The sequence below is a fragment of the Phytobacter palmae genome (assembly GCF_039409775.1).
In the GTDB taxonomy this organism is placed as follows: Bacteria; Pseudomonadota; Gammaproteobacteria; order Enterobacterales; family Enterobacteriaceae; genus Phytobacter; species Phytobacter palmae.
In genome coordinates, this window is sequence record NZ_JBCIVJ010000007.1 from 1 (window position 1) to 13,547 (window position 13,547).

Here is a 13,547-nt window from a genome sequence, read left to right on the forward strand (position 1 = left end):
TGTATGCAGCATCTCTTCAAGTTTGGACACTTGCTGGCTCACGGCACTGGGGGTAACGCATAACTCTTCGGCGGCACGTTTAACACTCATGTGTCTTGCCGCAGATTCAAAGCACATAAGTGCATGTAAAGGTGGCAATTTCATCGTCACGTGAATTCCATGATTTAGGAAAACTTAATTATAGAAGAAATCCTTGCTTGTCATGTCTCTGGCTGACGTTTTAGTTTTTCTGCCATCTTCTGACGGAACAAACGGGTATGATATGCGCACTTCTGATTACGCAAGACTCTTTCTGCTGGCCGCCATCTGGGGTGCCAGTTTCCTCTTTATGCGCATTGCCGCACCCGAATTCGGTGCTGTCACCACCGCATTTCTGCGTGTACTGTTTGGCGTTATCGGGCTGGCCGCCATGCTTGCCATAATGAAGTCCGCCTTTCGCTTTGAAGGAAAATTCGCTGTAGCACTGATGCTCGGGGTAATTAACTCCGGCTTGCCTTTTTTGATGTATTGCCTGGCGGCAACACGCTTACCGGCGGGGTATTCGGCGATCCTCAATGCCACCACACCTTTAATGGGGGCATTAATCGGCTGCCTCTTTTTTGGCGAGACGCTGACGTTACGCAAATGGAGTGGTGTGCTTTCCGGTATCGTTGGCATCATGATCATCACAACAACAGGGAAAACAGACGTGACAGGCAGTGTGGTTATTGGGGTTATGGCCTGTCTTATCGCCACAGCCTGTTACGGGCTGGCCGGTTTTCTGACGCGCCGCTGGATTAGTCAGCGCGGCGGACTGGAACCGAAAATGGTCGCATTCGCCAGCCAGCTCGGCGCCACGCTGTTTCTCCTGCCTTTCTTTGCCTGGTCGGTCAGTGACGGGCCTGCCATTTCCTGGCTACAGGGCAGGGTCTGGGCGAGTGTTATCGCGCTTGGGCTGATTTGCACCGCTCTGGCCTACATTCTCTATTTCCGGCTGATTGCCGATATTGGTCCGTTACGTTCATTAACCGTCACCTTTTTAATCCCTCCCTTTGCCGTGTTGTGGGGCTACCTTGTACTCGGGGAAACCCTGAGTGAAGGTTTCGGCATGGGCGCGCTAATCGTCTGTCTTGCGGTCTGGATGATCGTAAGCCCTGGCAAAAACAGCGCGCAGTGAAGGTTCAGGCCATATCGATGGGGGCCAGACAGGTACGAAAAAGCGCATATGCCTTTTCTGTCAGAGGCGCCGAGTGGGTAATATTTTTCCACACGCTGTTGTGGTCAGCACCGGGGACAACGAAGAGCGCTTTCCAGGAAGTATGCGTTGCGGCGTTATGCAGTTTCTCAGGAATAGCTTGTGGTATGACTTCATCGCGCTCTGCGGCAACAATCAATACTTTTCCCCTGAAAGCGGAAATCTGCGACCAGGCATCCGAATTGAGCCAGCTCTTTTCCTGGCGGATTATCTGTGAAAAGGCCGGGCCGAAGTTTACCTTGTCCGCCTCAGGCGTGTAGACACCAGGAACGAGAAGAATAAGCGAACGCAAATCTGCACGGGTACTGAGTTGTACGGCGTTGTATGCACCCATACTGGTGCCAAGACAGCCGGTAACCGGCACATTAAGATGCGCGATAACGGCCAGCGCCTGCCGGGTACGGCTGTCCAGGGAGGAGTCACTCATCTTGCCCGTCGATGCGCCATGACCGATGCAGTCAAAGGCGGTCGTTCCGTAGCCCATACTATTGAGTAGCTCGCGATAATGAATGAAAACCTCCCTGTCTTTCGAACCGCCGTGGATCATTAATACGTGACCATTGCTGCCATATGTGGAATCGCCATGCAGTGTTTGCCCGTCAAAGGGAACGTCAAAATAGTGTCTGTTTATCATCTGTTAGTGCCTGTATCGAAAGCACATCAGGCTGAGGCGGCGGCGAATAAGCCTGGCGTGGTGCCAAAGTGTGCGCGGAAGTGTTTTATCAGATGGCTTTGATCAAAGAACCCGACATCGCTGGCTACCTGTGATGCGTGCATACCACGGGAAAGCAGCCCTTTCGCCCTGACCAGGCGAATCTGCGTCAGATACTGATGCACTGACAGACCGGTCATGGCCTGGAAAGTACGCATAAAATAGAACTCGCTTAACCCGGCGACGGCCGCAATTTCTTTGACCGTCAGGGGTTGCGCGTAACTGCAATGCAGGAACTCAATGGCTTTGCGAATATCTGCGCGCATAAAATCCCGGCGCGCGCCTTTGACTGCTCGTTCACCATAATTGCCGATGAGAATGTTGAGTATCTGGTACATCACGCATGTTTTTTCCAGCAGGTCGTCGCTGGTATTGAGTATCCGGGCGGCATGAAGCATACGTCGGGCAATTCGCGGATCGTGGCGCATGCCCTCGGTACCAAAATTGACGTCACCTCGTCCTTTCAGTACGGTTTCTGCGACATCATTGATCAGGCTTTGCGACGGATAGAACGCGCAATAGTCCCAGCCTTCATCGCGCTCTACCGCCTCCCCTGTATGGACTTCCCCTGGCATGATAACCATTACCGTCCCCGCCGCCGCGATCCCTTTCTGTCGGCAGATTCGGTTACGCTGGGCGCCACGGGCAAATGCCGCAATCACAAACTCGTCATGGAAATGCGGCGGATAACTGTGCTCATAACATGAGGCCCGCAGGATTTCCATTCCTCCATGCAGTTCATTATCACGCCAGAGCCTGATGTCATCCCGTCTGTTTTGCGCCACGTCTTCGTTCTCCAGCCCTCACCCCTGCCATTTTTACAAATGCGCAGGATTTTACTATCGCGATTTTTCAGGATACTTAAGATTGCATATTCCGACGAGAAAGAAAGGGAAAAGTGATGTTGATGAAGAGTGACGCCATGCGCAAGGACGATCCCACAACCCTGTTTCGTGGCGGTATTGCCGCTTGCCTGCCAACCATCCCCGGCTACTGGAGTATCGGTTTTGCTGCGGGGGCTATCGGGACCCTGTCGGGGTTTACCGTCTGGCAAACGGCGTTTCTGGCGACCGCGCTCTATACGGGTTCGGCGCAGTTTTTGTTTTATTCGCTCTGGTCTGCGGGGGCAGAAATGGCATCGGTGGTACTGAGCGTGTTTCTGGTGAATTTACGCTACCTGTTGATGAGCTCCGCAATGAGCGTTTTCTTCCGCGAGCAGACGACACTGCAAAAAATCGTCAGCGGCTTACTGTTGACCGATGAAACCTTCGGCGTGGCGGTTCAGCGTGGCGGCCATCAGGGTACGGTGCCGTTTGCCTGGATGTTTGGGCTCAATCTGGCTGCGTGGCTGAACTGGATCCTGGCCTGTGTGGTGGGGGGATGTCTGGCCTCTGCGCTGCCGCCCGCATTGATGGAAGGATTAAGTTTTAGCCTGGTCTCGATGTTTATCGGTCTGGTGCTGATGATTTGGTTTGCCAGTCGGCAGAAAAAAATTGAAACGTTCAGCGTGGCAATTGCTGTGCTCGTCACGCTCTTTGCCGCCGGTCATATGGAGCTGAGTGTCATTGTGATTGTCGCCGCTTCACTGTCGGCAACGCTGGCAACGGTATTGTTACGCGCGACGCAACAAAAAGGAGGGAAATAAGATGGAGAGAAATATTTTACTGACGATTGCGATCGCGGCTCTGGTGACGGCGCTGATGCGCACGGTGCCTGTTTTACTGCTTTCCCGCTTTCGCCTGGCTCCGATCGTTCAGCAGTGGCTGGGATTTATTCCCGCCGCCATTATGGCTGCCATTATTGCGGCGGAACTTATCGAAAAACCGGCCCTGACGAGCAACGGTATAAGCATATCGCTACTGGCGGCTGCCATCGCCGCCATTACCGGCATCATCACCCGTGGGCTTTTTGCCACCGTTATCGCCGGGATGGTCGCCTACTCGGGTCTGCGGTATTTTTTCGGCCTGTAGTCACAAACTGATGGTATAACGCACGACATCACCCAGTTCCGCAACCTGATCATACAGTTTTCGGGCTGGGTTGTTCGTTCGCGTCACCCAGTAGAGTTTTGCCCAGCCGCTTTTCTCACCCTCCTGACGAATCGCCGCAATGAGCGCACGTCCCACGCCGTGACCACGCAGTGGTATAGCAACATACAGGTCTTCCAGATAACAGATAGGTTGCGTTACCCAGGTGCCTTCATGCATGACGCACAGGGCAAAACCCGCCAGTTGCCCATCGACGACGGCGACGCGGCATAACAGGGTGGATTCGGGGGAATGAATGCGCGCCCAGGTCGCGCGCGTAACGGCATCACTCAGCGTGCTGCCCGCAAAATCAAGATAGCCCTGCCACAGCGCTAACCACGCAGCATAATCGTCGGGTCTGGCCTCGCGTACTTCCACGTCCATTTTTTATCCTTTTGAAAAATCACGCGAAGAGAGATAGTACGCCTCTTTTCCTCTGTAAGACAGTTCAGTTTTCCGGTAGCAAGCGCTGGCAGACGTTACGCACAAACGCCCGTAACCAACGGTGCGCCGGGTCGACTTCTGAACGAGGGTGCCACAGTTGCGATACGGTTATCCCGCGTGTTTTCACCGGCAGTTCGAATACCGAGAGATCGGCTGCCGCCGACTGATTAATGAGAAACGAAGCCGGAACCAGCGCCACCAGATCTGTTGCCCGGGCAACGGCCAGCGCAGCAGGAAAACCAGGAACGATGGCCGCTATCTTGCGTGTAAGACCGGCTTCTGCCAGCGCGTCATCAACCGGGCCGGAAAGTGCTCCCCGACGCGAGGCTACGACATGTTTCCACTCACTGTAATGTGACGTTGTCACAGCTTTAATCTGTGACAGCGGATGCCCTTTACGCACCACGCCGACAAATCTGTCACGAAACAGCGCCTGGACGCGGATCTCCGGCCCCATCTCACTGAGCACCCCAATCTCAAGATCCACCAGCCCTTCACGTAAGGGGTACGGCGTTTTCTCCGGTTTTGCGACAAAACGCAGGGTGATCCCCGGCGCAATGACCGCTGCTTCGGCAATCAGTGCCGGACCAAACACTTCCACGAAACCGTCATTGGCACGCAGGGTAAAAAGCTGTTCGTGGGTGCTGATGTTCAGCTCCGTTTGCGCCGGGCGCAGTACCGTGCGGGCTTCGAAAACCGCCTTTTGCGTACGCTCGCGGATCCCTTCGGCATAGGGCGTTAGCACCATGTGGCGCCCCGCCCGCACCAGTAAAGGATCGCCGGTGGTCTCCCGTAGCCGACCGAGCGTGCGGCTCATCGCTGACGCACTCAGGCCAAGACGGCGCGCCGCCTGCGCAACGCTGCGTTCAGCAAGCAGGACATCCAGCGCAAACAGCAGATTCAGATCGGGTTCGGTCATCACAGGTCCTTTATTAAGATAAGGCGTCTGGTGCAGGTTATAAGTGCAAATGCTGCGTCTTCCGCCCTGTATACCGGCTCATTATAGTTGTCTCTCGCATCTATTTCGCAGAGGTTTTTTATGCATTTGTTCACAGACCAGCCCGGTGATGAAGGACTGCCGGGGCACGAACGTCGTCTGGCAATGGTGGCCGTAATGACCAGTACCACAATGGCCGTTTTTGACGGTTCGATGGTCAATATCGCCTTGCCACAAATTGCCCGCGCGCTTGAGGTTTCCCCGGGCGATGCGGTATGGGTTGCTAATGGTTATCTGTTATCTGCCGCCATGACGCTGGCCATTTTCGCCGCACTGGCCCCCCGGATGGGATATCGTGCCCTTTTTGCTGCCGGAATCAGCCTGTTTACGCTGGCATCGCTGGGCTGCGCACTGTCGACCTCACTGGAGATGCTGGTGGTGATGCGTTTGTTGCAGGGGATTGGCGGGGCCGCGACATTAAGTATTGCGCCTGCCATTTTACGCTCCATTTTCCCGGGTCGTCTGCTGGGGCGGATCCTGGGGATCAACGCCCTGCTCATTGCCGCCAACACGGCAATCGCGCCGGTTGTCGGCGGCGCATTACTCTCTTCTTTTGGCTGGCAATGGTTGTTCGCAATAAACCTTCCTTTCGGCATTGTTGCCCTGTTACTGACCTTACGCGTTGTGCCTGTCCATCGCAGCAGGATAAACGGACGCTTTGATGTTGCCGGCGCCCTTCTTTCAACCATGATGCTCGGTGCGGTGATCATGGCCTCAACCGCCTTCTCGCGACCGGGTGAAACCGGAGGCACACTGCTGACACCGGCGCTCTACGGGCTTGCGGCTGTTTTCTCGGGCATCGCTTTTGTTTACCGTCAGCGCCGGGCGACCCAGCCCCTGGTGCCACTTGCGCTTTTTTCTTCTGCCCGTTTTTCACTGGCCGCTTTAACCTCGCTCTCTTCGTTCGTCAGCCAGGGGATGACTTTCGTGGCGCTGCCGTTTCTCTTTCAGAGTGTTTATGGCTATAGCGCGTTAACCTCCGCGCTACTTTTCACCGCCTGGCCTGTTGGGATCGTGTTAGTTGCTCCCCACGCCGGACGACTGGCTGATCGCTATGCCCCCGCCGTTATTTCCACTGTCGGATTATGCTTTTTTGCTCTGGGGCTTCTGTTATTAGCGCTATTACCGGATAACGCGCCTGTGTGGGACATTAGTCTGCGTGGTCTGGTGTGTGGGATGGGATTTGGTTGTTTTCAAAGTCCCAATAACCGGGAGATGCTCGCCAGCGCGTCCCGGGAACACAGCAGCTATGCGTCGGGCATTCTTGCCATCATGCGCACATTTGGCCAGTGTCTGGGAGCGGCAGTGATTGGGGTGATTTTGTCTGTCTGCGCCCCTTCCGGCACCCTGGTGCAGGAGGCCTTCGCAGTACGGCTGGGATTATGGCTGGCGCTTTGCGCAACAGTGCTGGCTATCGTTGTGAGTCTCAGTCGTTTAAGAGCGCGGCCCGTAACGCATTAATGATGCTGTATCAGAAATGCCGTTCGCAGAAGGTGCAAGCGGCATTTGCTGGCCTACTTCCCTGTAATGACAAACCGCGAACTGGCAAAAGCCTCATACACATGTTGACTGGGGAATGGCGGGAAAGTTGCCTTCTGTGCCGCACTGACCAGCGCCGCGCAGTAGGCTCTGTTCCCGTCACGCGACGCGACATTCTTAAGCGTGCCATCGTAAGCGAAATCCAGATGCAACCGGCATTTTTTATCCTTCCAGGCGTACTGATCGGCTAGCTGCGATTCGATGGCCTGCTTTATAGCAAGCGCCTGCCTTCCGTATTCATCCTGATCGGTAAAGCGTCCGGAATTGCAGTCGCTGAGTGCCATCGTTTTATGGCAGTTATCCGGATGAAACGGTGTGCAGCCAGAAACGGCGCCCGCCAGGACCATCAGCATTAAAAATTTATTCATTCCATTACCACTTAAATTATGAATTAAATTAATTATCAGTAAGTTATTTTATTTGGCTGGCGAAAATGCAGAACGTTTTGTGGCAGCGCTACAGAGGCTTAGGTCTCTTTAAAACTCTCCAGCGTGCGCTTTTGTTTCCCTTTACTGTCGAAATTCTCGCCGTCCAGCCAGTTTTCAAGCGCTGAACGCAAATGAGGCCATTCACAATCGATAATTGACAACCAGTCGGTATCGCGATTGCGCTGCTTGCGGGTCATCACCTGGCGAAAACGCCCTTCGAAGGTAAAACCGATTCGTTCAGCGGCGCGCCGTGAGGCCACATTCGTTGCATCACAGCGCCATGCCACCCGGCGATACCCCAGGGAGAAGGCCTGACTCAGTAATAAATAGAGCGCCTCTGTACCCATCACGTTGCGCTGCATTAACGGGGACCAGGTCACATGGCCGATCTCAATGGCCCCGTTAACTGTATCAATCGCACTCCAGCACACCACGCCGCAGGCACGATTATCGGCACGGTTGATAACGGCATACGGCACCAGACTGCCATCCGCGATTTTTTGTGCGACCCATGTGGCCATCTCTTCCGCACTTTCTGGCCTGTTTGCTCCCAGCCATGTCCAGTCCCGGTCATCCGCCGCCAGCGAAAAGGCATGGTAGAGCGCATCGCTATGATCGGGGCTGAGGGGGGCTAACAGGCAGTACTGGCCGGACAGTGTACAACGCGCAGGTCTCGTGACAGGTTGCCAGTCCGGTAACGCAAAACCGACCTGCTGGCCGTACTGGTTGATTTGGGTAAGGTTCGTCATCGGTGACATCCTTGATTAACAAGAGGCATTTTACCTTATGTTTCATCTTTTTATAGCAGCATGAATCACTGATTACTGCATACTGTTAAGGATGGTGCAATAGTGTTCCATCCTTATTTATCCCCCATGTGATGCCATGCCTGGAGAACAACACGTGAGATTTCACCTTGCGCTTGTGATTAGCATACTGTTGCCTGGTGTTAGCCTTGCCGCTTTACCGGTCGGACCGGAGGTGGGCGATCAGGATTTATCCCCCTTTTACCGCTGGGATGCCGCGCTGCCCGACAAGCCCGGCATAATGCTGCGTGAAGAGCCAATGAAGCGCCAGCCGGAGATTGTGGCGGGGCAATCGCGGCGTATTCTTTACTCCTCCCGCGATGTGCGCTGGGATGCGGGTATTGTCCCCGTGAGCGGGGCGCTCTATTTTCCGCAAGGCAAACCGCCCCCCGGCGGCTGGCCGCTGGTTGCCTGGGCTCACGGCACGCTGGGGATTGCTGACTCCTGCGCCCCCTCCTGGACGGGCCATACACCACGCGATGCGAGCTATATCAATAAATGGTTGCAACAGGGTTTTGCCGTTGTCGCAACGGATTATCAGGGTCTTGGCGGGCCGGGGCCGCATCCCTATCTGATTTGGCAGTCAGAAGGACGCTCTGTACTGGATAGCGTTCGCGCGGCGCTGCAGGCCTACCCGCAGCAGCTCGCCAATCGCCTTGTGATAACCGGGCAGTCGCAAGGCTCGGGGGCGTCGCTGGGGGCAAGCTACATTGCCCCCTCCTACGCGCCGGAGCTGAAATTACAGGCGACCATTGCCACGGGTCTGGTGGCGACATTCCCTGACGGCCCTGTTGCGGCAGGAGACGGGCGAATTCATGGCACACCGCCACGGCTGGAGATGCTACGCCTGCCAGGTGGTTCGCTGGCAGATGATGCGCCCGCGCCTGAAAAGCTGGTGACTGCAAAAGGGGCGAAGTTGCTGGCTATGGTTAAGGTTGCCTGCATGCCGGAACTCACGCACTATCAGCGCAGCCTGCATTTGAATGCTGATAATGCGTTTGTGGGGGGGAGTAAACAGATAACGGCGGTGTTAAAACCCGTCACGGATATGCCATTAGCCCGTTTTCCCGCCCCGCTGTTTCTGGCGACCGGTCTGGCAGACCGCACGCTATCGCCCTATCACCAGTATGCCGCCGTGGCCGCACTGTGCGTCGCAGGCAATCCCCTCGAATGGAAAACCTATCAGGGCATTACCCATAACGGCACTGTGAATACCGCATTTGCAGATGAGCTCACCTTTGTTCAGGCGGTGCTGGCAGGCAAGCCGCGACCAGACAGCTGCGGGTCACTGGTTATACCGGGAAAGGCGCAGCCAGCAACAAAAGGCATTTTGTATAACAACTAACTTCTTAAGCGCTGTTTCTTTAAGCGCCGTTTCTGCGAGAATAGTTTGCTCAATAATATGGACCCACCCTAAAAAGGATGCCTTATGTTTTTACGCGTAACGACAGAAATAACTGAGCAGGAACAAAACGAGTTGCTGGATGGTTTACGGGAATTTAACCGCCCTTTTCTCCGCAATCGTGAATGGGGACCTATTGGCGTCTTTTGTCGTGATGTAAACGGTAAATGACCGGTGGATTGATTGGCACGCGTAAAAGCGAATGGCTCTCTATCAGCTATTTATGGGTTAGCGAAGCCATGCGTGGTAGCGGACTGGGTACAGAATTGATTAAGGCGGCGGAGAAAGAAGCGGTAAAACAGGGTTGCCTACAATCACTGGTGGATACGTTCAGTTTTCAGGCTCTACCGTTTTACCAAAAGCAGGGTTATGTGCTGCAGATGACGCTCGATGACTTTCCCGAAAAAGGCATCCAGCGTCATTATCTCACCAAAACGCTGGTTAGCCTCTAACGCTTAAAGGGAGTCCGGGTTAGAAAGCGCCCGGTCTCTGCCCTGAATTTTTGCCATATACAGCGCCTTATCCGCCCCCTCTTTCAGGCGAATCACATCATCTTCACTTCCACTGCCGATCAGGGAAAAACAGCCGGCGCTGATGGTCACTACTTTGCTTGCCGACCCCGATTCTCCATGCGGTATTTTCGCGCTGCGAACGGCTGCCACCGCCTGACGGGCAACAAACAGCGCGGCCTCTGGCCCGGTATCCGGCAGAATAATCGCGAACTCCTCGCCCCCGTAGCGGGCAATCAAATCGGTATTACGCAGTTTGAGTTTCTGGATGATTTCGCCGACCGTGCGCAGACAGGTATCTCCCGCCACATGTCCGTAAAAGTCGTTATAGCGTTTAAAAAAATCGATATCGAGCATCACCAGCGAAAGCGGCTTTTTACTCAGTGAAGAGGCTTTCAGGCTTTGGTTTAAAAACAGATCGAACTGACGACGGTTAGCAAGCCCGGTTAACCCGTCTGCCAGCGCCATCAGCTGCAAAGTGTGGTTGATACTGGTCAACTCATCACGCAGTTCCGCCAGTTCGGTCTGGTTACGCACATTCATCCGCACCTGGCGAAAAACGATAGTTCCCATAAGTAAGGTACCAAGCAGCAACATGGCGTTGAGTACCAAATCCGGCAAGCTGTCTTTTAGCCAGCGTGACCAGAGTGCCGGTTTGTCATAACCGGCAGCCACGACCAGCGGATAACGTTCAACGCGCGCAAACCCAAAGATACGTTCCACATGGTCCAGCGCCGAAATCCAGGTGGCATTGCCGCGATCTTTTTTCGCCAGTTCACGGGTAAAAAGCGGGCTCGCCGACAGGTTGCGGTTGATGACATCATCCGGGAAAGGACGCACGTATAACGCCGTGCCGTCAGTAATCAATAAAGCCAGCAGATCCCGGTTTTCCAGTTCGAAATAGCTGTAGAAGTGGCGGAAGTAATCTACCCGAATGGTCGCGAGCACCACCCCGGCAAAGCCTCCTGCCGAATCACTGATACGCATCGAGACGGGAATCACCAGATCGCCTGTTGAACGGCTCGTAATCACCCGCCCGATATGAATATTGCTGTGTCTGTTACGCTGATGGTAGATAAAATATTCGCGATCGCTGTTGTTACTGACCATCGGGAACTTATCCAGCGCCGTGGCTTTCATATTTCCCTGCGCATCATAGATAAACAGGCCATGCAGTTGCGGCAGACGCTCTTTCAGGTCGGCCAACAGCATATGGAAGCTGCCGGCATTCAGTGTTGAGATGCTATCTGACGGTATGGTACGGCGTATATCGCGCAGTGCCAGTTCGGCCTGCAAAAAGGTATCTTCCGCCTGACGCGCCTGGGAAACGGACAGGTTGATGGCATTACGTTCCATATCCTCAACGGCACGGTCCCACGAGCGGGTCAGGGTCCAGCTACTGGCCGCCACGCCCGCCAGTAAGAGCGCGGTCATGAAAAAAGTGATGCTACGTCCAAGTGAGGAATTCAGAGCCAGCGCGCCTGAAATATGTTTATTGATATTCATTTTTTCCTCTTGCTTCACATCCCGTCCTTTAAGTTAAGCATGAAAGTACGATGTTTTATAAGCAAGATCTTGTTCCGGTAAGGATGAACTGAGATGACTGGCGTTATTTTCAGCATCTGGATGATTTTCTTTTAATGAAATAAAAGCTGTTACATAGCCTTATTCAAAGGATATATCCTGCGACGCTTTGTATTCACTAATAAATCTTTAAGACCAGACCGGCCATATAAAAGGGAGATTTTATAATGTTATTCTCCCTTGTTATTATGTTAATTGCTGATTAACGTTTTATGCGCTGCGGCCAGTTAATGGATGAGACACCATTGAGTATCGGGCGTGCAAAAAGGAAACCCTGAAATCGCTCAATCCCGGCAGCATCAAGCCAGCACCACTCTTCAACTTTCTCGACGCCTTCCGCCACGACGGTAATTTGCATCTCAGCGCAGCAATCGATAATAGCTTTGACGATAGCCTGCTTCGGCCCGTGCATATGGATATCGGTGACGATACTCCGGTCAATCTTCAGTTTGTCCGGCTGAAACTTGGCAAGTAATGACAAACCGGCGAATCCGGAACCAAAATCATCGATCGCCAGACCAATTCCCGCTGCGCGTAACTGGCGAATGGCAGACGTAAATTCGTCATAGCCGGAAATGACCTCATCTTCGGTCACCTCAACAATGACCTGCTCAGGATCAAGTTGATTGCGTTTAATGTGATCCAGCAAAATATTCACCGCGCCCGGGATCTTCACCAGCGACATCGGCAGCAAATTGATAGCCACCTTGTGATTCCCTATCCCCAGACGCCTTGCCATCGCCAGAGCCCAGCCTTTTGATGCCAGGTCTGCTTCATGTAATTTATGTTCAGGAATGGTTGAAAAATAATCCTGCGGGCTGCCACCGTCTGGCCCACGGATTAACGCCTCGAGTGAGGATATATTACCGCGCGCGGGGTCAACAATAGGTTGAAAAGCAAACTGGCAGGGCTGGTTTTGTAAAACAGAAACGTTAGCCAATTCAAACGGCGGAAGTCGGGTATTCAACTGCCAGTGGTCCGCGGGGAGATGTAAAACCTGTTTTGACGATAATGGTGACGAGACAAAATTTCGAATGAATTTATAGACGCGGTCATTACAGGCAAGATGGTATTTTAATCTGCCAAATTTAATGACCATACGTAGCACAGCGCTGGGTCTGGTGTTTCTCAAATCAAACAATACCAGCCCCTTGTCAAGGAAGCGGCGATGCGGCGCAAAATCACGCATCAGTTCCACGATATTCGCATGGCGGACATCTTTGTTGATACGTTCAAAAACTGCATTTACAGCAGAGATCGGACCTTCCAGTACCTGCAAAAATTGCCTGCCATCAAACAACAACACACCGGTAACCTGTAACGCCGTATTCCGTAAGCTTGCCTGCTTTACCAGTTCAGCCAGTTGCGAGGGATCCAACGCATGGTTGAGCCGGCTACGATAGATCAAAGTCGCTAACACTGAGTACTTCCCTCAAAAAATATCCACACAAATACTGCATGAATAGACGCAATGGTAATAGTGTAACAAGTAAGCTCAAATTCCGTTCACTGATTAAGGCCTGTTCTCTGCCTGTTATCGCGGACTAGCCCGGTCGCCAGAAGAGGTTGACTTACCCGCAGATAAACATTTTAACCACTCAGCGGTCCACTTTTAGCTACGCTTTATTATGTACCATATATCCATCAGAAGATTTCGATCTGATAATGACAAAATTATTACAGTTTTGCGAATATATTAGTCTGCTATGTTAATGTTTCTATTTTTCATCGCTTATTTTCTGTCCTTTTATGTATTTACCGCCTTTAATTTGCATTAAGTCTCGCTTTTCTTCCTCGCTTAAAATTATCTGCCATTTTTCTTTTGCAAAATCATAACAATATTTAAATAAGTCACCATAAGCGCG

Annotated in this window: 14 protein-coding genes and 1 pseudogene; 6 read left to right on the top strand and 9 right to left on the bottom strand. The window is 53.1% G+C overall.

Annotated features, from left to right (window positions below):
• Nucleotides 1–144 (bottom strand): LysR family transcriptional regulator (locus AAIG39_RS10365; protein WP_343193893.1); only part of this gene is annotated, 144 nt, incomplete at its 3' end.
• 118 nt (nucleotides 145–262) lie between these two features.
• On the opposite strand from AAIG39_RS10365, the gene AAIG39_RS10370 reads away from it, so the two are divergent.
• Nucleotides 263–1,156 (top strand): DMT family transporter, encoded by an 894-nt coding sequence (locus tag AAIG39_RS10370; protein WP_090084368.1) that lies wholly within the window; start codon nucleotides 263–265, stop codon nucleotides 1,154–1,156.
• Nucleotides 1,157–1,160: 4 nt separating this feature from the next.
• Here AAIG39_RS10370 and AAIG39_RS10375 read toward each other — a convergent pair whose 3' ends face one another.
• On the bottom strand, nucleotides 1,161–1,868 hold the full coding sequence (locus tag AAIG39_RS10375) for an alpha/beta fold hydrolase (protein ID WP_343193782.1): 708 nt from the start codon (nucleotides 1,866–1,868) through the stop codon (nucleotides 1,161–1,163).
• Between the two features lie 26 nt (nucleotides 1,869–1,894).
• Nucleotides 1,895–2,731, bottom strand: coding sequence for an AraC family transcriptional regulator (locus tag AAIG39_RS10380; RefSeq protein ID WP_343193783.1), 837 nt, complete (start codon nucleotides 2,729–2,731; stop codon nucleotides 1,895–1,897).
• 116 nt (nucleotides 2,732–2,847) lie between these two features.
• On the opposite strand from AAIG39_RS10380, the gene AAIG39_RS10385 reads away from it, so the two are divergent.
• A complete protein-coding gene (locus AAIG39_RS10385; RefSeq protein WP_343193784.1) occupies nucleotides 2,848–3,591 on the top strand; it encodes an AzlC family ABC transporter permease in 744 nt (247 codons plus the stop codon).
• Nucleotide 3,592: 1 nt separating this feature from the next.
• Nucleotides 3,593–3,916: an AzlD domain-containing protein gene (locus tag AAIG39_RS10390; protein ID WP_343193785.1), complete on the top strand. Its 324-nt coding sequence runs from the start codon at nucleotides 3,593–3,595 to the stop codon at nucleotides 3,914–3,916.
• On the opposite strand, the gene AAIG39_RS10395 is transcribed toward AAIG39_RS10390, so the two are convergent.
• Entirely contained in the window at nucleotides 3,917–4,357 is a 441-nt protein-coding gene (locus tag AAIG39_RS10395; protein ID WP_090084362.1) for a GNAT family N-acetyltransferase, read from the bottom strand.
• Between the two features lie 64 nt (nucleotides 4,358–4,421).
• Nucleotides 4,422–5,336, bottom strand: coding sequence for a LysR family transcriptional regulator (locus AAIG39_RS10400; RefSeq protein WP_343193786.1), 915 nt, complete (start codon nucleotides 5,334–5,336; stop codon nucleotides 4,422–4,424).
• A gap of 120 nt (nucleotides 5,337–5,456) precedes the next feature.
• On the opposite strand from AAIG39_RS10400, the gene AAIG39_RS10405 reads away from it, so the two are divergent.
• Nucleotides 5,457–6,875 (top strand): MFS transporter, encoded by a 1,419-nt coding sequence (locus tag AAIG39_RS10405; RefSeq protein WP_343193787.1) that lies wholly within the window; start codon nucleotides 5,457–5,459, stop codon nucleotides 6,873–6,875.
• 53 nt (nucleotides 6,876–6,928) lie between these two features.
• Here AAIG39_RS10405 and AAIG39_RS10410 read toward each other — a convergent pair whose 3' ends face one another.
• Both AAIG39_RS10410 and AAIG39_RS10415 read right to left on the bottom strand, forming a co-directional pair.
• Nucleotides 6,929–7,321 (bottom strand): cell envelope integrity TolA C-terminal domain-containing protein, encoded by a 393-nt coding sequence (locus tag AAIG39_RS10410; protein ID WP_343193788.1) that lies wholly within the window; start codon nucleotides 7,319–7,321, stop codon nucleotides 6,929–6,931.
• 98 nt (nucleotides 7,322–7,419) lie between these two features.
• Nucleotides 7,420–8,130 (bottom strand): GNAT family N-acetyltransferase, encoded by a 711-nt coding sequence (locus tag AAIG39_RS10415; protein ID WP_343193789.1) that lies wholly within the window; start codon nucleotides 8,128–8,130, stop codon nucleotides 7,420–7,422.
• 154 nt (nucleotides 8,131–8,284) lie between these two features.
• Here AAIG39_RS10415 and AAIG39_RS10420 point away from each other — a divergent pair, with 154 nt between their 5' ends.
• Both AAIG39_RS10420 and AAIG39_RS10425 read left to right on the top strand, forming a co-directional pair.
• Nucleotides 8,285–9,532 carry an alpha/beta hydrolase gene (locus AAIG39_RS10420; protein ID WP_343193790.1) on the top strand — a complete coding sequence of 416 codons (1,248 nt, stop codon included), beginning with the start codon at nucleotides 8,285–8,287 and terminating at the stop codon, nucleotides 9,530–9,532.
• Nucleotides 9,533–9,616: 84 nt separating this feature from the next.
• Nucleotides 9,617–10,041: pseudogene (locus AAIG39_RS10425) on the top strand (GNAT family N-acetyltransferase).
• Between the two features lie 3 nt (nucleotides 10,042–10,044).
• On the opposite strand, the gene AAIG39_RS10430 reads toward AAIG39_RS10425, so the two are convergent.
• Nucleotides 10,045–11,604: a sensor domain-containing diguanylate cyclase gene (locus AAIG39_RS10430; RefSeq protein WP_343193791.1), complete on the bottom strand. Its 1,560-nt coding sequence runs from the start codon at nucleotides 11,602–11,604 to the stop codon at nucleotides 10,045–10,047.
• Between the two features lie 280 nt (nucleotides 11,605–11,884).
• A complete protein-coding gene (locus AAIG39_RS10435) occupies nucleotides 11,885–13,102 on the bottom strand; it encodes a diguanylate phosphodiesterase (protein ID WP_090084348.1) in 1,218 nt (405 codons plus the stop codon).
• Nucleotides 13,103–13,547: the final 445 nt, after the last annotated feature.